At 70.8% G+C, this 20,389-nt stretch carries 19 protein-coding genes; 13 read left to right on the top strand and 6 right to left on the bottom strand.

The window, feature by feature from the left end; genetic code table 11:
* The first annotated feature begins 34 nt into the window (after positions 1-34).
* From OG623_RS32000 to OG623_RS31975, 6 genes are read left to right on the top strand one after another with little or no spacing between them, the layout of a single operon-like run.
* Positions 35-1,381, top strand: coding sequence for an MFS transporter (locus tag OG623_RS32000; protein WP_406151085.1), 1,347 nt, complete (start codon positions 35-37; stop codon positions 1,379-1,381).
* A gap of 43 nt (positions 1,382-1,424) precedes the next feature.
* Positions 1,425-2,627 carry a homogentisate 1,2-dioxygenase gene (locus OG623_RS31995; RefSeq protein WP_406151084.1) on the top strand — a complete coding sequence of 401 codons (1,203 nt, stop codon included), beginning with the start codon at positions 1,425-1,427 and terminating at the stop codon, positions 2,625-2,627.
* On the top strand, positions 2,624-3,481 hold the full coding sequence (locus OG623_RS31990; protein WP_406151083.1) for a hypothetical protein: 858 nt from the start codon (positions 2,624-2,626) through the stop codon (positions 3,479-3,481). Before OG623_RS31995 ends, OG623_RS31990 begins: the two co-directional genes overlap by 4 nt.
* Before the next feature lie 15 nt (positions 3,482-3,496).
* Positions 3,497-4,711 (top strand): fumarylacetoacetase, encoded by a 1,215-nt coding sequence (gene fahA, locus OG623_RS31985; RefSeq protein WP_406151082.1) that lies wholly within the window; start codon positions 3,497-3,499, stop codon positions 4,709-4,711.
* Between the two features lie 4 nt (positions 4,712-4,715).
* Complete coding sequence (locus tag OG623_RS31980) at positions 4,716-5,465, top strand: CoA transferase subunit A (RefSeq protein ID WP_406151081.1); 750 nt, start codon at positions 4,716-4,718, stop codon at positions 5,463-5,465.
* Positions 5,465-6,148 (top strand): 3-oxoacid CoA-transferase subunit B, encoded by a 684-nt coding sequence (locus tag OG623_RS31975; protein WP_406151080.1) that lies wholly within the window; start codon positions 5,465-5,467, stop codon positions 6,146-6,148. Before OG623_RS31980 ends, OG623_RS31975 begins: the two co-directional genes overlap by 1 nt.
* Before the next feature lie 2 nt (positions 6,149-6,150).
* Here OG623_RS31975 and OG623_RS31970 read toward each other — a convergent pair whose 3' ends face one another.
* Positions 6,151-6,816: a class I SAM-dependent methyltransferase gene (locus OG623_RS31970; RefSeq protein WP_406151079.1), complete on the bottom strand. Its 666-nt coding sequence runs from the start codon at positions 6,814-6,816 to the stop codon at positions 6,151-6,153.
* 212 nt (positions 6,817-7,028) lie between these two features.
* Between OG623_RS31970 and OG623_RS31965 the strand changes: the two genes are divergently transcribed.
* The gene (locus OG623_RS31965; protein WP_406151078.1) at positions 7,029-7,736 is read left to right on the top strand and encodes a DUF2470 domain-containing protein; all 708 of its coding nucleotides are present in this window, start codon (positions 7,029-7,031) and stop codon (positions 7,734-7,736) included.
* Between the two features lie 68 nt (positions 7,737-7,804).
* On the opposite strand, the gene OG623_RS31960 is transcribed toward OG623_RS31965, so the two are convergent.
* Both OG623_RS31960 and OG623_RS31955 read right to left on the bottom strand, forming a co-directional pair.
* Positions 7,805-9,154: a histidine-type phosphatase gene (locus OG623_RS31960; RefSeq protein ID WP_406151077.1), complete on the bottom strand. Its 1,350-nt coding sequence runs from the start codon at positions 9,152-9,154 to the stop codon at positions 7,805-7,807.
* Positions 9,155-9,343: 189 nt separating this feature from the next.
* A complete protein-coding gene (locus OG623_RS31955) occupies positions 9,344-9,421 on the bottom strand; it encodes a 50S ribosomal protein bL37 (RefSeq protein ID WP_371604899.1) in 78 nt (25 codons plus the stop codon).
* Between the two features lie 331 nt (positions 9,422-9,752).
* On the opposite strand from OG623_RS31955, the gene malX reads away from it, so the two are divergent.
* The 4 genes from malX (at position 9,753) to OG623_RS31935 (ending at position 15,770) form a co-directional block, all read left to right on the top strand.
* Positions 9,753-11,354: a maltose/glucose-specific PTS transporter subunit IIBC gene (gene malX, locus OG623_RS31950; protein WP_406151076.1), complete on the top strand. Its 1,602-nt coding sequence runs from the start codon at positions 9,753-9,755 to the stop codon at positions 11,352-11,354.
* A 2-nt stretch (positions 11,355-11,356) separates the two neighbouring features.
* Entirely contained in the window at positions 11,357-12,580 is a 1,224-nt protein-coding gene (locus tag OG623_RS31945) for a MalY/PatB family protein (protein WP_406151075.1), read from the top strand.
* A gap of 77 nt (positions 12,581-12,657) precedes the next feature.
* Positions 12,658-13,128 carry a MarR family winged helix-turn-helix transcriptional regulator gene (locus OG623_RS31940; RefSeq protein WP_406151074.1) on the top strand — a complete coding sequence of 157 codons (471 nt, stop codon included), beginning with the start codon at positions 12,658-12,660 and terminating at the stop codon, positions 13,126-13,128.
* A complete protein-coding gene (locus OG623_RS31935) occupies positions 13,125-15,770 on the top strand; it encodes an FUSC family protein (protein WP_406151073.1) in 2,646 nt (881 codons plus the stop codon). The genes OG623_RS31940 and OG623_RS31935 overlap by 4 nt, the downstream gene beginning before the upstream one ends.
* Before the next feature lie 28 nt (positions 15,771-15,798).
* Here the strand turns inward: OG623_RS31935 and OG623_RS31930 are convergent, their stop codons facing one another.
* Together OG623_RS31930 and OG623_RS31925 are read right to left on the bottom strand one after the other, a co-directional pair.
* Positions 15,799-16,455: a maleylpyruvate isomerase N-terminal domain-containing protein gene (locus OG623_RS31930; RefSeq protein WP_406151072.1), complete on the bottom strand. Its 657-nt coding sequence runs from the start codon at positions 16,453-16,455 to the stop codon at positions 15,799-15,801.
* Between the two features lie 40 nt (positions 16,456-16,495).
* Positions 16,496-17,170, bottom strand: coding sequence for a TetR/AcrR family transcriptional regulator (locus tag OG623_RS31925; RefSeq protein ID WP_406151071.1), 675 nt, complete (start codon positions 17,168-17,170; stop codon positions 16,496-16,498).
* Between the two features lie 131 nt (positions 17,171-17,301).
* Here OG623_RS31925 and OG623_RS31920 point away from each other — a divergent pair, with 131 nt between their 5' ends.
* On the top strand, positions 17,302-18,438 hold the full coding sequence (locus OG623_RS31920) for an FAD-dependent oxidoreductase (RefSeq protein WP_406151070.1): 1,137 nt from the start codon (positions 17,302-17,304) through the stop codon (positions 18,436-18,438).
* 27 nt (positions 18,439-18,465) lie between these two features.
* Positions 18,466-19,134, top strand: coding sequence for a class I SAM-dependent methyltransferase (locus tag OG623_RS31915; RefSeq protein ID WP_406151069.1), 669 nt, complete (start codon positions 18,466-18,468; stop codon positions 19,132-19,134).
* A 39-nt stretch (positions 19,135-19,173) separates the two neighbouring features.
* Here the strand turns inward: OG623_RS31915 and OG623_RS31910 are convergent, their stop codons facing one another.
* Complete coding sequence (locus OG623_RS31910; protein ID WP_406151068.1) at positions 19,174-20,370, bottom strand: macrolide family glycosyltransferase; 1,197 nt, start codon at positions 20,368-20,370, stop codon at positions 19,174-19,176.
* Positions 20,371-20,389: the final 19 nt, after the last annotated feature.

Genomic DNA, 20,389 nt, shown 5'->3' with positions numbered 1-20,389 from the left:
TCTCCCCCTCCCCTCAATCCCCTCAGGAGCAGTCATGGGAGCGCACCTCAACGCCGAGGACACCGCCCTGGGCAGCAGAGTCACCCGGAAGGTCTCGTACCGGATCTTCCCCATCGTGGGCCTGTTGTACGTGTTCAACTACATGGACCGGTCCAACATCAGCTATGCCCAGCTGGGCATAGAGCACGAACTGGGCATCACCACGGCCACGTTCGGCGCGGTCGCCGCGATCTTCTTCCTGGCCTACGTGTTGCTGGAGATTCCCAGCAACATGATGCTGAAGAAGGTCGGGGCCCGTCTGTGGCTGGCCAGGATCGCCATCAGCTGGGGTCTGGTCACGGCGGTCACCGGCTTCGTCCACACCGTCACCCATCTGTACGTCGCGCGCATCGCCCTGGGTATCGCGGAGGCCGGGCTCTTCCCCGGTCTCCTGCTGTACCTGACGTTCTGGTACCGCGGCCGGGAGCGGGGCCGTGCCATCGCACTGCTGGCGCTGGCGCAGCCGGTCGCGATGATCCTCGGTTCCATGACCGGCGGGTGGATCCTCGACCACGTCGACTGGCTGGGGATGAGCGGCTGGCGCTGGGTGTTCATCCTCCAGGGCGCGCCCGCGGTGCTGATCGGCCTGGTCACGCTGATCTGGCTGCCTGACCGGCCGTCCGACGCCCGGTTCCTGACGTCGGACGAGAGCCGCTGGCTGCAGAAGGAGATCGACAAGGAGTACACGGCGGGCTCGGCCCGCAAGGAGACCGTCCGCGACCAGCTGCGGGCGATGAAGAGCGGCAGGGTGCTCTACCTCGCGTTCGCCAACTTCTTCGCCGCGTGCGGTCTGTACGGTTTCTCCTTCTTCCTGCCGAAGATCGTCCAGCAGCTCGATCCGTCGTACTCGGCCACCAACATCGGGCTGCTCGGCACCATCCCCTACCTGGTGGGCGCGGTCGCCATGCTGCTGGTGGCGCGCAACTCCGACCGCACGGGCGAGCGTCGCTTCCACATCATCGGCCTGATGCTGCTGGGTGCGGTCGGCCTGGCCGGCACGATCGCCTTCCGGCACGAACCGGTGCCCGCGATGGTCTGTCTGTCGCTGGTCGCCGTCGGCGTGCTCGGTTACATGGCGCCGTACTGGGCGCTCGCGGCGCGCATCCTGCCGCGCGAGCAGACCGCCGTCGGCCTGGCGGGCATCAACTCGATCGCGGCGCTGGGCGGTTTCTTCAGCCCGTACATCATCGGCAAGAACGCCACGGCGGACGATGTCACCGTCGGCCTGTACTTCCCCATCGCCTGTCTCGTGGTGTGCGCCGTGATGCTCGCCTTCCTGAAGGTCCCCCGGGAACGTCAGCCCGACGATGCCCTCGGGCCTCGCACCACCGCGGGCGTCTGACCCGCCCGGACGACGTCACGCCACCACGACGCAAGGAACAGCCATGCCGTACTACCGCAGTGTCGGAGACATCCCTCCCAAGCGGCACACCCAGCACCGTGACGCGGGGGGCCGTCTGCGCTTCGAGGAGCTCATGGGCGAGGAGGGGTTCTCCTCCGACTCCTCGCTGCTCTACCACCGCGAGATCCCGTCCGCCATCACGGACTCCCGTCCGTGGCGGCTGTCCGGCCAGGAGACGGTCGCCAACCATCCCTTGAAGCCGAGGCATCTGAAGCCGCACGAGCTGTGGCCGGGTGACGACGGGCGCGACACCGACGCGGTGACCGGGCGACGGATGCTGCTCGGCAACGGCGACGTACGCATCTCCTACGTCGTCGCCGGCGCCGTCTCGCCGCTCTACCGCAACGGCATCGGCGACGAATGCGTATACGTCGAGGCCGGTACGGCCGTGGTGGAGACCGTGTTCGGAAAGCTGACCGCCCGCGCCGGGGACTACGTACTGCTGCCCCGGGCCACCACCCACCGGTGGCTGCCCGAAGGCGACGAGCCTCTGAGGCTGTACTGCATGGAGGCCAACTCACACATCTCGCCGGCCCGCCGCTACCTCTCCCGTAACGGGCAGTTGCTGGAACACGCCCCGTTCTGCGAGCGCGACCTGCACGGCCCCGCCGAACCGCTGTCGGCCACCGGCACGGACGTGGACGTGTACGTCAAGCACCGCGGGCCGCGGGGCGAGGTGCTGGGCACCGTCTTCACCCAGGCCACGCATCCCTTCGACGTGGTCGGCTGGGACGGCTGCCTGTACCCGTACACCTTCAGCGTCCACGACTTCGAGCCGCTGACCGGGCGCGTGCACCAGCCGCCGCCCGCGCACCAGGTCTTCGAGGGCGACAACTTCGTGATCTGCAACTTCGTCCCCCGCAAGGTGGATTACCACCCGCTGGCCGTCCCGGTGCCGTACTACCACTCCAACGTGGACAGCGACGAGGTGATGTTCTACTGCGGGGGCGACTACGAGGCCCGTAAGGGCTCCGGCATCGGGCAGGGTTCCGTCTCCCTGCACCCGGGCGGGCACGCGCACGGACCTCAGCCCGGCGCCTACGAGCGGTCCATCGGCGCCGAGTTCTTCGACGAACTGGCCGTCATGGTCGACACCTTCCGCCCGCTGGAGCTGGGTGAGGGCGCGCTCGCCGCCGAGGACCCGGGCTACGCCTGGACCTGGGCGGGCCGGGGGCCGGCCTCGTGAACACACTGCTCGCCGGGCTCGTCGACGACGCGGGTCTGTTCCCGCCGACCGCCCTGCCGCCGGCCGATGCGGTGGCCCGGCACCGCCGGGACCTGGCCGCCGGTCATCCGATGCACGCCCTGCGGTTCCTCGTCCCGGTCGGACGGCTGGAGGAGGTCCGGTCCGAACTACGGCCGGACGACCGGCTGCGGCTCGGCCTGATCGCGGACGCCGCCGGGCCGGGCGATCCCGGCGGCAGGCTGGGCGATGCGCTGGCCACCGTGGCCGCCGACACCCGTCTGGAGACCGCGCTGGTGGAGGCACCGCTCGCCGTGTTCGGCGAGGATCCGGCGTCGGCGCTACCCGCCGTACTGGCCGCCACCGCCGATACCGGGGTGCCGCTGTTCCTCGAGCCGGCCTCCCCGTCGGACATCGACGCCCTGCTCGATGCGGTGACCGACGTCGGCGCACCCGGCGTGGGCGCCAAGCTGCGCTGCGGCGGCGTACGGGCCGAGCTGTTCCCCTCCCCCGCCGAGGTCGCGCACTTCGTCACGGTGTGCGCGCGGTCCTGCGTCCCGTTCAAGGCGACCGCCGGACTGCACCACGCGGTACGGCACCGGGACCGATCGACCGGGTTGACGCACCACGGTTATCTGAATCTCCTGCTGGCCGCCGCGCTGGCCGCGACCGGGCCCGTGAACCCGGCGGCGGTGCTGCGTGCGCTGGAGACGACCTCGGGCGACGTCCTGGCCGAAGCCCTGGGCGCGTTGCCCGGACCGGCGCGAACCGCCGCCCGCGCCCTGTTCCTCTCCTACGGCTCCTGCTCCACCAGTACACCGGTGTCCGAGGCCCGCACTCTCCTCGACGCCCCCTGAAAGGACTGCTCCGCGATGACTTCCCCCAGCTGGGTCCCGGTGCCCGACGGCTCGCCGTTCACCTCGCACACCCTTCCCTACGGTGTGTTCGCCCCGGAGGGCGGCGCGCCCCGGGTCGGTGTCGCCATCGGCGACCATGTCCTGGACCTGGCCAGGGCGCTGGACGACAGCACGTTCGCACGTCCCAGCCTGAACGCGTTCCTGGCTCAGGGCCGCGCCCGCTGGCGCGAGGTCCGCGCGCTCGTCATCGACCTGCTCACCGACGCCGGCCGACGGGACTCGGTGGAACCCGCGCTGCACCGTGCCGACCGGGTGCGGATGCTCCTGCCGTTCGAACCGGCCGACTATGTCGACTTCTACGCCTCCGAGCACCACGCGGCGAACATCGGCCGGATCCTGCGCCCTGGTCAGGAACCGCTGACCCCGCAGTGGAAGCACCTGCCGATCGGCTACCACGGCAGGGCCGGGACGCTCGTGGTCTCCGGCACGGACGTGGTCAGGCCGTGGGGGCAGACCAGGCCCGCGGACGGTGGCGACCCGCCGTTCGGTCCGTCCCTGCGGCTCGACATCGAGGCCGAGGTCGGCTTCGTCGTCGGCACCCCGTCCCGGCAGGGCACCCGGGTCGGCGTCGACGACTTCGCCGACCATGTGTTCGGCGTGTGTCTGGTCAACGACTGGAGCGCCCGTGACCTCCAGGCCTGGGAGTACGTGCCGCTCGGCCCGTTCCTCGCCAAGTCGTTCGCCACGTCGGTGTCACCGTGGATCGTGCCGCTGGACGCGCTGGAGGCGGCCCGTACCGCTCCGCCGGATCGCACCGAGGAACTACGGCCGTATCTGCGTGACGGCGAGAACTGGGGTCTCGATCTCGCACTGGAGGTCCGGCTCAACGGCCAGGTCGTCTCCCGCCCTTCGTTCACCTCGATGTACTGGACGCCGGCGCAGATGCTGGCGCACATGACGGTCAATGGTGCCTCCCTGCGCACGGGTGACTTCTACGCGTCGGGAACGGTCAGCGGACCGGGCGAACAGGAGCGCGGCTGTCTGATGGAGCTCACCTCGAACGGCCGGGAGCCCGTGGAACTGCCCGATGGTTCCAGCCGTACGTTCCTTGAGGACGGTGACGAGGTCACCATCACGGCGACGGCGCCGGGACCGGACGGTACCCGCATCGGTTTCGGCGAGGTCCGGGGCCGGATCGTCGCCGGCCCCGACGCCGGGCTGGAGGGCTGAGGACATGGACAAGGTGATCGCCAGTGCGCGGGAGGCGGTGGCCGACATCGGCGGCGGCGCCTCGCTCGCGGTCGGCGGCTTCGGCCTGTGCGGCATTCCCACGGCGCTGCTGGGCGCCCTGCACGAGAGCGGTGCGGACGGGCTGCGGGTGGTGTCCAACAACTGTGGCACCGACGGCCACGGCCTGGGTGTCCTGCTCGCCGACGGCCGGATCAGCCGGGTGACGGCCTCGTACGTCGGTGAGAACAAGGAGTTCGCCCGCCAGTACCTGGGCGGTGAACTGGAGGTGGAGCTGATCCCTCAGGGCACGCTGTCGGAACGGCTCCGTGCCGGCGGCTGCGGCATCCCTGCGTTCTACACACCCGCAGGCGTCGGCACGCAGGTCGCGGACGGTGGCCTGCCGTGGAGGTACACCGCCGAGGGCACGGTGGCGGTGGCCTCTCCGCCCAAGGAGCAGCGCGCCTTCGGGGACCGCACCTATGTGCTGGAGGAGTCGGTCACCACGGACTTCGCACTGGTGCGCGCCGTACGGGGTGACCGGTACGGCAACCTCGTCTTCCACCGCTCCGCGCGCAACTTCAACCCTCTGGCCGCGATGGCCGGCGGCGTCACCGTCGCGGAGGTCGAAGAACTGGTCGACGGCACGCTGCATCCGGACGAGGTGCACCTGCCCGGTGTCTTCGTCCAGCGGGTGCTGCCGCTCACCCCCGAGCAGGCAGCGGACAAGTCGGTCGAGAAAGTGACGGTGCGCTGATGCCCTGGAACCGTGACGACATGGCAGCCCGTGCCGCGGCCGAACTGACCGACGGCTCCTACGTCAACCTCGGTATCGGCCTGCCCACGCTGGTGCCCAACCACATCCCGGACGGCGTCGACGTCGTCCTGCACTCCGAGAACGGGATACTCGGTGTCGGCCCCTACCCCCACGCCGGTGCGATCGATCCGGATCTCATCAACGCGGGCAAGGAGACGGTCACGCTGAGGCCGGGCGCCTCGTTCTTCGACTCGGCACTGTCCTTCGGCATGATCCGGGGCGGACACCTGGACACCGCGATCCTCGGCGGCCTCCAGGTCTCGACCGGCGGCGACCTCGCCAACTGGACCGTGCCCGGCAAGATGATCAAGGGCATGGGCGGGGCGATGGATCTGGTGCACGGTGCCCGGCAGGTGATCGTGCTGATGGACCACACCGCCAAGGACGGCGGCCCGAAGATCGTGCGCGACTGCACGCTTCCGCTCACGGGCAGGGCGTGCGTCAACCGCGTCATCACCGACCTCGGGGTGTTCGACGTCACCCCGCCCAGCCTGACGGTCGTCGAACTCGCGCCCGGCGTGACCCTCGCCCGGGTCCGCGCGGCCACCGACGCCGACGTCGTCACCTCCGCCGGCCTCGCCGACTCCCCCGCCCTCTCCGGCGGGCAGCGGACCCGGTCGTGAGATCAACGGCCGGCCGGTGACCGCCAGACCAGCGAGTAGCGCCAGAACAGCCGTCGCCGCAGTCTCGCGCCGGGGAGTACGTCACCGGCCGCCCTCACGATCTCGTCGAAGGTCATCTCCTCGGTGCGGGTACGGGCCGTCATGGAGACGGGCCGGGCGGAGGGGCGGCCCCTGTTCTTCAGCCAGCCCGTCGCGGCGTTGGCAGGAACGGCGACCGCGCCGAGAAGGTGATCGACGGGGGTCCGTGCGCGGTACAGCCCGAGGACGACCAAGGTCCCCCCGGGAGCCAGACCGCGCCGGAACGCGGTGAGCGCCGCGGTGAAGGGCAGATGGTGGATCGTGGCGACGCAGGTGATGACGTCGTAGGAGCCGGCCGGGAACCCGTTCGGCAGCTCCGCGACGGTGAAGGTCACAGGCAGCGTGGCGGGGGTCAGCTCCCGAGCCCGGACGGTGATCACCGGATCGGAGTCGATCGCCGTCACGGCCGTCCCACGTCCCGCCAGGTGCCTCGCCAGATCACCGCTCCCCGCGCCGGCGTCCAGGGCGCTGCCGAAGCGTCTTGGCAGCTGCCGAAGGATCCACGGGTGGTAGTGGGCGTTGTGGTCCCAGGGATATGCGGCGTTGAATCGTTCCAGAGTCCGCAGGACACGGGGCGAGAGAATCTTCATCCGCCCAGTCCATCAAGTCCCGGCAACGCGTCACAGCACGGGCCCCCGGCAGGGAACGGGGCGCGAAGGACGCGCCGATGACGGCCCGTCCGTCCATTCCCGCACCCGTCGGGTGCGACGCGGTGCTACCCGATCTCCGCATGATGGGTTAGGTTAGGCATACCTAAGTAGCTGTAATGAGGTCTCCCCGCCCGCTCCTCTGGAGAACTTGGATGCGTCCTTTCAACTCCCGCGTCACACAGCCCACCCCCGCCGAACGCGTGCTGTCCATCCTGACCGCGGCCCACTCGATGACGGTGGTGTGCGACGGGCTCGACCCCGTCGAGGTGCACCGCCTCGACGGCACGGCCGCGATGGGCCACATCCACCTGCACGAACCGTCCGAGTCCGGCACTCCCCAACCGGGCCCCCGCATCCCCGTCCGGCTGGAGTTCACCGACATCGCGCCGACCCCCGTGCGCGACCGCACGCGCGCCCGCGTCACGGTGACCGGGCTGCTGGCGGCCCCGTACAGCACGGACGCCGAGGAGAGCACCTGCATGGAGTTCGGCCAGGCGGTCTTCGAGGACCACGGCGGCCGCTCGTTCGTCACGCTGGACACGCTCCAGGAGACCGACCCCGATCCCATCGCCACCAGCGAGGCGGCGATGCTGACGCACCTCGTGGACGACCACGGTGAGCTCGTCCCCCTGCTCCTGCGTCTCGTGCAGCCGCAGCCGGAGAAGGGCGTGACGCGCGTCCTCCCGCTGGGGATGGACCGCTACGGCGTGACGCTGCGCCTCGAGTACCCGGGCACCCACCGCGACGTGCGCCTGCCGTTCGCCAAGCCCGTCGCCCGGCTCGACCAGGCAGGCCCCCAGATCCACGCCCTGCTCGCCGCGGCCCGGCGTGCGTCCCACCGCAATCAGCTGCTCACCTGACCTCGGGGGTGCGTCCCACCGCGGTGGGACGCACCCGGAGTACGCGGCCGACGGCGTCCGACACGAAGTCAGGGCGTGGTGCGGTCGAAGCACCGCTCCAGCTCGTCGACATCGTAGAAGTAACTGCCCTTCGCCACCGGCTCGCAGCCCTGCTTGAAAGCGGTCTGCTTCTCGTTGTAAAGCATCCGCACCAGGTACCGGTTCCCCTTGCGGAACAGGTCCCACTGGATGTTCGCGGCCATGGGCGCGACCGATGACCCGCGCCATGGGTTGCCGGCGTAGGTGAACGGCCTGGCCGGTGAGACCTGCTTCGTGCTGCCGGGCAACCCCATCAGCGCCGCCAGCGGGATGATCTCCTCGGCATGCGTGAAGCGCAGCTCCGCGCCCACATCGCTGGTTCCGGCGCGCTTCGCCTCGATCTTCTCGAAGAAGTCGTCCAGGAGCACGCCCGCCATCTTGTACGTGATGTCGCTGCCGGTGAAGCCCGGCCCCTTCTCGTAGAAGTCCTCCGCGTCGCCGAGGTAGGCGAACCACCGCGCGTCACGGGGTGCGATGTAGCGCTTCATGTTCCACGCGCCCTCGTCCGCCATGGCGGGCGCGATGGCGTAGAGGGCGTGGACGGCCTGCGCGGCCTCCACCTCGGTACCGATGGAGGCGAACTCGCCCGCCGAGACCCGCTTGACGAAGGCAGGCTTGAAGATCTTCTTCAGGACGCCACGGGCGGCGGTGTGCGTGGCGGGCTGCTCGATGATCGCGTCGAGAGTGGCCGCGAGTCGTTCGTCGTTCTCGACGTAGTCCCGGTACTCCTCGCCGCCGGCCGACTTGTGGAAGTAAAGCAGGTCGGGGTCGGTCCTGGCCGGAGAGATGAGCGGCCCGACGGCCGGGTCGCCCTCGGCCAGGGCCTCGGCGAAGAGCGTGCCGCTGTCGACCGCGCGGTCCTTGCCCGAGTCGACGACGTCGATCCGTTCGGAATCGTCCACGATCTTCGAGAAGAGGCCGGGGAGCCGCTGCCGCAGCCGGGCGGCGGTGTCCCGCATCTCGCGCTCGCCCCGGCCGCCGAGCTGTCCGTACCCGATCCTGTCCATGGCGGCGAGCAGCGACCTGACCTCGCTGCCGAACCCCTCACCGGTGCGGGTGAGTTGACCCTCGCTCCTGGCCTTCTCCCACAGGGCCAGGATCAGGTCGCCGTCCTCGCTGTCGGAGGCCGCGCGGGAGCCGTGGCGGGAGACCGTCTCGGTGAACACGGGGGCGAACCCCTCGGGTGCCTGCTCGTACGTCCGGAGGTCCTGCTGCGGGGCGTACGTGGTCTTCGTACCGTAGAAGCCGGGTGAGCCGGCCTTTGCCTGTGCGGGCAGGGCCGCCGTCAGCAGCACGGATGCGGCAAGCGCCAGAGCAGTGGCAGTGGTTCGTTTCTGCATGAGGTCAGTCACCGGTTCAGGTCGAGACATGTCGTCGGTCGAGTGCCTCCGCATCATGGGGCGGCCGGGTGAACGCCGTACTGCCGCGACATGACGGACGCATGCGCCCATGAGCTCGACGCGCCGGCCTGGGCCGGAAACGCGTCCGGGAGGCGGCATCTGCCACCTCCCGGTCCTGTCGGCGCGTCCTCAGGTCTGGGGACGGCTGCCGTGGTTCGCGCCGTTCTTGCGGCGGGCCTTCTTCTTGCGACGTCGCTTCGAGGACATCGAACCTCCTGAGTCGGTAGTTTGTGCACCCTATCCACCGGATGGTCAGCACCGGTGATCAATGGGCCCCTTACCCGGCAACGTGTCGGCAAACACCCGAGGCGGATCCGGACAGGTGGCGTACGTCACGGCGTGCCCACGGCGTGCGGCAGCGGGGCGGTCCGCGCCCGGCGGGCCGGCGTCCCTGCCTCCATGGACAGCCGTCGACCGGCTGTGATGTGATCCGGTGCGGCGGAACGGCCCCACCTTCCGCCGCGCGATCACCCGTGGGTCCCCGCATCGCCACGGCGAGCGCCCGGGTCCGTCCCCCAGGCTCGAAAGTTCCGTACATATGCAGAAGACCAAGGCCGCACTCTGGGAATTCCTCCAGGGGCTCGGCAAGACGTTCATGCTCCCCGTGGCCCTGCTCGCGTTCTGCGGCATCATGCTGGGCATCGGCTCCTCGCTCTCCAGCGAGGCCGTCACCGACAACCTCCCCTTCCTGAAGGCCGAGGGCTTCCACCTCGTCTTCACCTGGATGGCCAACACGGGTCTGGTCGCCTTCACCTTCCTGCCCGTCCTCTTCGCGATGGCGATCCCGCTGGGCCTCGCCCGCGAGGACAAGGGCGTGGCCGCGTTCTCGGGTTTCGTCGGCTTCGCCGCCATGAATCTCGCGGTGAACTTCTATCTGACCGCCAAGGGTGTCGACTTCGAGGACCAGGGCGCGATCGAGCACTACGGCATCGCCGATGTGCTCGGGGTGCAGTCCATCGATACGGGACTGCTCGGAGCGGTAGCCGTTGGCATCGTTGTCAGCCTCCTCCACCAGCGCTTTCGTACGCAGCGGATGCCTGACGCGCTGGCCTTCTTCGGCGGGCTGCGCTTCGTCCCGATCATCTCCGCTCTCGTCCTGAGCGTGCTCGGTCTGCTCATCCCGCTGGTGTGGCCGACCTTCAACGGCTGGATCACCGCCGTCGGTCGCGGCATCGGGCACACCGGTGTGTTCGGGCCGTTCTTCTTCGGCATGGGTGAGGTGCTGCTGCGGCCGATCGGGCTGCACCACATCCTGGTGGCGATGTTCCGGTTCACCGACGTCGGCGGCTCGGGTGCCGTCTGCGGGGACAACGTCTCCGGGGCCCTGAACATGTTCTACGCGCACCTGGACTGCGCGGGCGCCCCGAGCAGCGCCGTCACCGACGCGACGCACTTCCTCTCCCAGGGCAAGATGGCGGCCTATCTGGGCGGCCTGCCGGGCGCGGCTCTCGCGATGTACCACTGCGCGAACAGGAAGATGCGCCCGGAGATCAAGGCCCTGCTGGTGTCGGGCGTGGTGGCCTGCGTGGTCGGCGGGATCACGGAGCCGCTGGAGTTCCTGTTCCTGTTCGTCGCACCGTGGCTGTACGCCATCCACGCGGTCCTGGTCGGGCTCGGCTTCCTCACGGCGGCCCTGCTCGGGGTCTTCATCGGGAACACGGACGGCAACGTCATCGACTGGCTGGTCTTCGGTGTCCTTCAGGGGTCGACGACCAAGTGGTATCTGGTGCCGGTGATCGCGGCGGTGTGGTTCGCCGTGTACTACTTCCTGTTCCGCTGGGCGATCAACCGTTTCGACCTCAAGACCCCTGGCCGCGAGGCGGAACCCGAGGAGAAGGAGGAAGAGGGCGCCGGGCCCGCCTCGGCGGCGGAGCCCGCCCGTGAGCTGGTCGCGGGGAAGTACGACGCCGTCGCCATCCTCGACGCGATCGGCGGCGGCGACAACATCCGGTCGCTGGACAACTGCATCACCCGCCTGCGTATGACCGTGGAGGACGCCGAGCAGGTGGACGAGGCGCGGCTGAAGAAGCTGGGCGCCATCGGTGTGATCAAGCTCGACGGTCACACCGTGCAGGTCATCATCGGGCCGCAGGTCCAGTCGGTGAAGGACGCCATCGCCACCATGATCCCGGTGGGCTGACCATGACCGCCCCTTTCACCTCACCGTCCGGCCGGGATCCGTCCGGCCGGGACCGGCACGGCCAGGATCCGTCAGGCCCGGATCCGTACGGCTTCGACACCGTGGTGGACCGGCACGGCACATGGTGCACTCAGTGGGACTACGTCGAGGACCGCTTCGGTGTGCCGGATCTGCTGCCGTTCACGATCTCCGACATGGACTTCGAGACGGCGCCGGAGATCCTGGCCGCGCTGCGCGGCCGTCTTGACCACGGTGTGCTCGGCTATTCGCGGTGGCGGCAGGACGACTTCCTCTCCGCGATCGTCCACTGGTACGCGACACGGCACGGGACGGCCGTCGACCCCGGGTCGGTCGTCTACGCACCCTCCGTCGTCTACCAGTTGTCGCAGCTGCTCCGGCTGTGGTCGCGCCCCGGTGACGGTGTGGTCACCCACACCCCCATGTACGACGCGTTCCCCAAGACCGTGGCGGCCAACGGGCGCCGGCTCCTGGAGTGCCCGATCGACGACCCGGCGGAGCTGGAGCGGCTCCTGGCGCTGCCGGACACGTCCGTGCTGCTGCTGTGCTCTCCGCACAACCCGACGGGCCGGGTCTGGTCCGCGGACGAGCTGGACTCGATGACGCGGCTGTGTGCCCGGCACGGCGTGGCCGTCATCAGCGATGAGATCCATTCCGACCTGGCCTATGCGCCGCACGTCCACCGCCCCTGGTCCCGGCACGGCGGCGAGGGCCGGTGGGCCATGATCACCTCGGCGTCCAAGTCGTTCAACATCCCGGCCCTGACCGGCAGTTACGGGATCATCGGTGATCCTGCCTCGCGCGACGCCTATCTGAGACAGCTCAAGGAGGCCGACGGTCTCTCCTCCCCCGCCGTGCTGTCGCTGGTCGGCCACATCGCCGCGTACAGGGAGGGCGCGCCCTGGCTGGACGCACTGCGTGCGTATCTCGCGGGCAACCTCGCGATGGTCGCGGACCGGCTCCGCACGGAGTTCCCGCAGCTCGGCTGGGAGCCCCCGCAGGCGGGGTACCTCGCCTGGATCGACCTGCGGCCGCTCGGCGTGGACGACGACCGGCTGCAGCGCGAGCTCGTCGAGGTGGAGAAGGTGGCCATCATGCCGGGAGCGGCGTACGGCTCCCCCGGGCTGGTCCGGCTCAACGTGGGTTGCCCGCGGTCCAAGGCGGTCCAGGGTGTCGAGGCGCTGGTGCGCGCGCTGCACCGGCAGTAGGGGCCGGTCCGGCACCGTCCGGGCATTTTGCCCGTGCATGGTTCCGCGCCGACTCTTGACATCTATATAATTGCCATATGCATCAATCGCCGTCCCCGGCGGGCCCCACCGACGAGCAGCGCATCGAAGCCGCCGCCCGGGGTCTCCTCAGAGGCATCGGGCGGCTCTCGCAGACGCTCTTCCGCACCGGTGATTTCGGGCTCAGCCGCAGCCAGGTGGCCGTGCTCGACGCCCTGGAGGACGGCCCCCGGCGGGTGACCGCGCTCGCCGCGTACACAGGCATGGCGCAGCCCCGCGTGACCGTGGTCCTGCAAAGCCTCGAAGACCGCGGCCTGGCCACGCGGGAGCGCCGCGCCGCCGACCGGCGCGTCGTGGAGGCCTCCCTCACCCCGGCCGGCCGGGAGCTGTTCGAGCGTGGGCGCCGACGCATGGCCGCGGCCCTGCTGCGCGGTCTCGACGCAGGCGTCGACGACTCCGAGCGCGCCGTGAGCGCCGCCCGTAACGCCCTCACCACCTTGCTCGACGCGATGGATTCGGAGCCCAGTTGATCAGCCCAGGTACCGCGCCGTCGGACACGGCGCCGGAACGCGCGCCCTCCGCACCTCCCCCCACGAGCCCCGCACCCGCGACAGGTCCCGCGCGTGCCGTCGCACCGCACCGGGTGGGCGGGCCACGGCGCCGCTGGGACTGGATACTCGCGGCGGACCCCGGCCTCGGCCAGCTCCAGGCGGGATGGCGCACGCTCGTCGCGATGGTGACCTCGCTCGCGGTCGGCTACGGAATGGCGCGCGCCCTGGACGTCCCGGCCATGATCGGCATGATGGTCGGCGGGATGATGGGCCTGATGAGCGCCTTCGCCGTCGCCGAGAACACCTGGCAGCGGCTCGGCCGAGCCATCCTGTGGATGCCGTTCCCCTACGCCGCCGTCCTGTGGCTGGCGGCCGAGCTGCACGATGACCGCGGGCTGGAGATCAGCCTGATGGTCGCGGCGCTCGCGCTGACCTTCCTCCTCGCCAGGTTCGGGCAACTGTCCCTGCTCACAGGCATGATGCTGTTCAACGGCCTGATGGTCGGCATGATGGCGGACATCCCCGTGTCCATGTCGGGCAAGGCCTTCGTCGTGGCCCTGGTGTCCGCCGCCGCGGTGCTCGCGACACGGCTGGTGTTCTGCTACCCGATGCCGCGTGAGGACCTGCTGCGCACCCAGCGCGCCTTCGTCGTGGAAGCGCGCCGGGTGGCCGACGCGGCCGTCGAGACCCTGGACCCCGACGCCGACCGGGAGCGGGCCGTGCGCCGTATGACGCGCGCCCTGCACCACCTCAACGTCACCACCGTCACCATCGACGGCCGGCTCGCCCGGCCCGAGGTCGCCGCCGACCCCGGCATGGCCGAGCTGCTGCACCGCCACCTCTTCGACGCCGAGCTGGCCCTGCGCGGCATCGGCCGGGCCGTGCAGGACCTGGCCCGCCTCGACGCGTCACCGCAGCTGCGCGAGGCGGTGGCCGTCGCCCTCGTCATCGCGCGGGACACCCCGCTCGGCAGTGCCCAGGGCCTGCGCCCGGCCGCCGAACGCATCCGCCGTCAGGCCCACCTCGTGCTCGGCGCATCCGTGGCGGGCGACGGACAGGCGGAGACCGTCGAGCCGGCCTGCCGCGTGGCCCAGCTCCTCGACTCCCTGGCCGGCTCGCTCTCCCACTGGCTCGCACTGGGCTGGGACTCCCCCGGGTCCCCCGCCCGGGTCCCCTTCCAGCCGACGGTTGCCCTGGAGCGCGACCGTCCCGCCGGGTCGGCCGCCGCGACGAAGCGCCTGCTCGCCTCGCGGACGGAGAAGAGCTGGCGGCGCGCCGTCCCGTTCGTACGCGCACCGCTGCACGCGGGGATCGCCGCGGCGATCGTCTGCCCCATCACCGACGCGATCGACCCGCAGCGCTTCTACTGGGGTCTGGTCGGCGTGATGATCACCCTCTTCGGCACGAACACGACGCACGAGCGCCTGCGCAAGTTCGGCCACCGCATGGCGGGTACCGTCGTCGGCGCGGTGATCGGCATCGTCCTGCTCCGTCTCGTGGGCCACGGCCATGTCTACGGGACGCTCACGGTCATCGTGGCGGGCCTCACCCTCGGGGCCTGGGGGATGCAGCGTGCGTACGCGCTCTGGGTCGTCGGGCTCGTCGTCGCCCTGGTGCAGTTGTACGGGCTGACGACGGCCTACGGAGGCATGGACCATCTGCTCGGCGAGCGGCTGCTGGACAACGGCCTCGGGATACTCGTCGCGACGGTGTGTGCCGCACTGATCTTCCCGCTGTCCGGCCGCAGGATCACGCGGGAGGCGGAGCGCGGCTATGTGTCCACCGTGGACAACCTGGTCTCGCAGCTCGCCCTGCGCTGGGAGGACCCCGAGGCACCCGTCCGGCTGCGCGGGGCCGCCCGCGCGGTGGACTCCGCCCTGTTCGAGGTCGTGAGCCTGGCGCGACCGCTGGTCCGGATGCCGCGCGGTCTGCGGGGGCGCGACGCGGAGAACCGCACCGCGCTGCTCACCACGGCGACGGGCCATGCACGCGCCCTCGCCGCGGCCGCCGACATCGACATCGACCTGGCCCCGAGGTCCGCCGAACGGTTCGCCCGTATCACCACGACGCTCAGCCGTTCCCTGCACACCCTGGACCGCTCGCTGACCACGGGTGAGCCCGAGGGTGCCTGGCACCGGGTGAGCCCGCTGGTACGGGAGCTGAGGGCGGACCTCGATCAGGCGCCGCCGGGGCCCCGGGCATCGCGGATCCGTACGGCGCTGCGGGAGCTGGCCGCACTCGACGAGACGCTCGCCGGGTACGCGGAACGGTGCGGGCTCACCGTGCACAGCGGCACCCCTGTCGCTCCGGCCGCCTCGCACGGAGGGGTGACGGTCACCGGTGTCGTCCGGTGCGCCGCACACCCCGCCGGATGCGCGGGATGGCTCACCGTGATCGACGCACGAGGGAAGAGGGTCGCGGCAGGACCCGTACGGTCGGGCCGGTATCGCGTCGACGGGCTCCGGCCGGGAAGCCACACGCTCGTCGTGGCGGGGACGTCCCATGCTCCGCACGCGGAGTTCCTGTACGTACCCCAGGCGCGGGAGGCCCGTCCGGTCGGCCACGACATGCGGCTGCGGGCGGCCGGGACAGCGGGTTCACGGATTCCGCCATCACCTTGACGGCCGGCCGAGGGGGACGGTCGGACGGTCACCCGAGGACGAACGGGAGTCGCGCGGCCAGTTCGCCCAGTTCCGCCCTCTCCGTGTCGTCCGGGCGGCGCCGTCCGGTGCCGACCAGCAGTGCGTCCTTGTCCGGGAGTGAGGCGGGGAAGGGCGCCCCGGCGATCTCCTCCAGCAGCAGACGGGAGCGGCGGAGTCCTTCCTCGGGGGCTTGCGGGGCATCGGGGAGGCGCGCGACCAGATCGAGGTGGTGCAGCGTCCACTCCAGGACGTACGCGGTCAGGTAGTCGTCGACCGTCAGGACCTGGTCGCGCGTGGCGACCCTGAGGCCGGGACGGGCGAGTCCTGCCGCGCGGCCGGCGGCGGACCCCACGTCGTCCAGGTGGAACTTCAGCAGCCAGGGCTCCTCGTACGCGGCGGCGAGACGGACGGTCAGCGCGTCGAGCGGGTCGTCACCGCTCGGCGGCGTCCCGGTGACCTCCCAGTAGGTCGCCGCGTCGCGGGTCGGCTCCGTATCGGCGGGTGTCGCCAGGGTGATCAGGACGTCCTGGGCGTCGATGACCAGATGGCACACCAGGTCCCGTACGAGCCACCCGGCGCAGCCGGACGGCCGCGTGAAGTCCTCGTCGGAGAGCCCGGCGACCGCCGTGCGCAATGCGTTCCAGGTGTGCGGGAAGAGATCCACATCAGCACGCTAGTGCGGCGTGGCACAGCCGTACAAGCTCCTACCGCAGGGTGGACTCGACACCGGCCAGGATGAGGTCGATGCCGGCCAGGAACTGCTCGCGGTCGTCATGTTCGGGCAGCTGCGCCGCGATCTGGTGCACGAACGGGTACCGCTCGGGGTCGAGCCGCGCCCACTGCGCGGCGGCGGAGCCGAGAACGGCCTCCCGGTCGGTGCCCGGCGGGTACAGGCGGGCGTTCGCGGCGTTCTGCCCGGCGACGCCGAGGGTGTAGCTCACGAGCGCCGATGTGGCGTGGAACTGCGCCTGCGCGGGGACCCCGAGCGCCTGGAGCCGGCTGCCCATGCCCTCGAAGATCTGCGGCATCGCGACCGTCCACGTGGCCCGGGAGAGCTGGGCCCCCACCCACGGGTGCACGTCGATCGCGTCGAAGACCCCCAGGGCGAGGGCCCGGATCGTCTCCCGGGGATCCGAGCCATCGGGGACCTCCGTCACGACACGGGCGATGACGTCGTTGGTGGCCGCCACGAGCAGTTCGTCCTTGTTGGCCACGTGCCAGTAGATCGCCCCGCTGCCCGTGGCCAGGCTCGCGGCGAGCGCGCGGAAGGTCAGAGCGCCCTCACCGCCGGTGTCGAGGATCTCGATCGCGGCCTCGACGATGCGCTCCTTCGAGAGCGCGTCCGTCCGCCGATCGGTCCGCTGTGTCCTGGTCGCCATGTCCACCAGTTTGACACGCCTGGAACGTCGTTCCAACATGGAGCCGTGGAACAGTGTTCCAATCAACGTACCGATCACGCACCGATCACGTTCCGATCAACGTCTCCATCAGGTTCGGAAAGGAATCCACGATGACTGCACCGATCACGATCGTCGGCGCCGGCCTGGGCGGCCTCACCCTCGCGCGCGTCCTCCATGTCCACGGCATCTCCGCCACGGTCTACGAGTCCGACCCCTCGCCCGAGTCCCGCACCCAGGGCGGCCAGCTCGACATCCACGAGGACGACGGACAGCGCGCGCTCGCGGACGCCGGCCTCACCGACGCGTTCCACGCGATCATCCATGAGGGCGCCGACGCGGCACGCGTGCTCGACGAGCACGGCGCGCTGCTCCTCGACATCCCCGGCGACGACTCGATGGCGCGCCCCGAGGTGCTGCGAGGAGACCTGCGCCGGATCCTGCTCGACTCCCTGCCCGAGGGCACGGTCCAGTGGGGGCGCAAGGTCAGCGGCGTCCGGCCACTCGGTGACGGCCGGCACGAACTGGCCTTCTCCGACGGCTCGACCGTGACCACCGGCCTCCTCGTCGGCGCCGACGGGGCCTGGTCAAAGGTCAGGCCCCTGCTCTCGGACGCCGTACCCGCCTATGTCGGCACGACGTTCGTCGAGACATACCTCTACGACGTGGACAACCGGCACCCCGCGACCGCGGCGGCCGTCGACAAGGGCGCCATGTACGCCCTGACCCCGGGGAAGGGGATCGTCGCGCACCGCGAGGCGGGCGGCATCCTCCACACCTATGTGGAGCTGAACCGCCCGGCCGAGTGGTTCGACGCCATCGACTTCACCGACGGGGCCGCGGCGAGCGCCCGGATCGCGGCCGAGTTCGATGGCTGGGCCCCGGAGCTCACCGCGCTGATCACGGACGGCGAGACCGCTCCGGTGGCGCGCAGGCTCCACACACTCCCGGACGGGCACCGGTGGAACCGCGTGCCCGGGGTCACGCTCATCGGCGACGCCGCGCACCTGATGCCGCCCTCGGGTGACGGTGCGAACCTGGCGATGTTCGACGGCGCCGAGCTCGGCAAGGCCGTCGCCGCCCGCCCCGACGACATCGAAGCGGCACTCACGGCCTACGAGGAGGCGATGTTCGCGCGCGGCAAGGCCTTCTACGCGGACGCGCACGAGATCCTCGACCTCTGCCTCGGCGACCGCGCACCGTTCGGATTCATCGACTTCTTCAACGGCGTACCCCAGGGCGGATCCTGAGTACAGGGGGCGCTAGGGTCCCCGGGCATGCACGAACCGCACGAGCATGAGCCCGACTCCCTGCGCGCGACCCGGAAGGCGTACGACACCGTGGCCGTGAGCTACGCCGAGCGCGTACCCCCGGCGTTCGAGGACGACCTGCACGGCCGCGCGATGATGAGCACGTTCGCCCGGCTCACCCGGTCCCTGGACGCCGGACCCGTCGCCGACCTCGGCTGCGGGCCCGGCCATGTGACGGCGCATCTGCAGTCCCTCGGGGTGGGCGCGTTCGGCGTCGACCTGTCCCCCGCGACGGTCGCGGTCGCCCGGCGCCGGCATCCGGAGCTGCGCTTCGACGAAGGGACGATGACCGATCTGGACCTGGCGGACGGCAGTCTCGGCGGCGTCGTCGCCTGGTACTCGATCGTGCACACGCCCTGGGAGCTGCTGCCGGTCGTGTTCGCGGAGTTCCACCGGGTGCTGGCCCCTGGCGGCCATCTGCTGATGGCGTTCAAGGCGGGTGACAGGCTCAAGCACCTGGAGAACGCGTACGGGCACGAGCTCTCCCTCGACGTCTACTGGATGTCTCCCGACCGCATCGCCGAGCTGCTGGGCCGGGCCGGCCTGGCGGTGGACGCCCGGCTGATCACCGAGCCGAAGGAACAGGACAGGCCCCGGCAAGGTCAGCAGGCGTACGTACTCGCCCGGAAGCCGTGAGCGGGGACGGCTCCGGGCCGGCGGCGGGGCAGCGGTCGTTCAGCCCGTGGGCGGCTCGGCCGCTGCCAGCATGTCCTCGATGAGGCCGACGGCGCGCGCGGTGCCGCCCTCGGCCCGGGCAGCGGCCCGCAACCGCTCGGAGCGGGCGGCGCGGTCCGTGTCCGTCACCAGGTCGAGCAGTGCCGTGCGCAGGGTCTCGGGTGTGGCGTCGGCGGTGTCCACACGGCGGGCGACGCCGAGTTCGACGAGCCGGTCGGCGTTCATGAACTGCTCGGCTCCCTGCGGCACCGCGATCATCGGAACGCCCGCCAGGAGCCCTTCTCCGCAGCCGCCCATCCCGGCATGGGTGACGAAGGCGTCGGCCTGTTCCAGGATCGCCCGCTGCGGGACCCAGGAGCGCACCTCGACGCCGGACGGGACGTCGCCGAGCTCTCCGGGGTCGGTGTACCTGCCGATCTGGAGCACGACGTGCCAGCCGGGCAGGTCACCGAAGGCGGCGATGCACCGGCGGTAGAAGTCGGGCCGGTGGGTGTACGCCGAACCGAGCGAGATCAGCAGCACGCGGTCCGCACCCGCCGGGCGGGTCCAGTCGCCGGTGACCGCTCGGGTGTCGTAGCAGGGGCCGACGAAGGTCACCGTGCCGGTGTCGACCCGATCGGCGTTCGGCTGCATCGCCCGTGGGATCAGGGCGAGGGCACGGGCCGGCGGTCCGGAGAAGGCGTCCACGTCCGTGGTCGTCGCCCCGCACTCCGCGAGCCAACGCGCGAACCTCTCCTGGTAGGCATCGGCGCCCGGCAGCTTCCGCAGCTGCGCCGCGACCTCCTGCTCGTAGCCGTCCCAGCCGACGAACGTCGGGGACAACTGAAGGAGGGGACGTCCCTGTGCCTCGGCGAGTGCGCGTGCGGCGTAGGCGCCGATGTCGTAGAGGTACAGGTCGGCCGGATCGTCGTCGTAGGCCGCGCGCAGCAGCGGGAGCGTCCGGACGGCGTCGTCGAGGAAGAGGCTCGCCGCGGCGATGGGATCGGAGGGCCAGTCGTTGTCGACGACGGGCAACGAGGAGCTGACGGGCAGGAGTTCCGCGCCGGAGGACTCGATCCGGTCGGCCACGAAGGGGTCGTTGGCGTAGGTGACCCGGTGCCCGCGGGCCACCAGCTCACGGATGACCGCGAGGCTGGGCAGGACATGGCTGACGATCGGGACGCCGACCATCGCGATGTGGGAGCGGCGAGGAGACATGGGCGATCACTCGTTTCCG

This window comes from Streptomyces sp. NBC_01012 (genome assembly GCF_045162755.1).
Taxonomy (GTDB): domain Bacteria; phylum Actinomycetota; class Actinomycetes; order Streptomycetales; family Streptomycetaceae; genus Streptomyces.
Note: the sequence above shows the minus strand (reverse complement) of the source record. Positions and strands in the feature narration are given on the sequence as shown.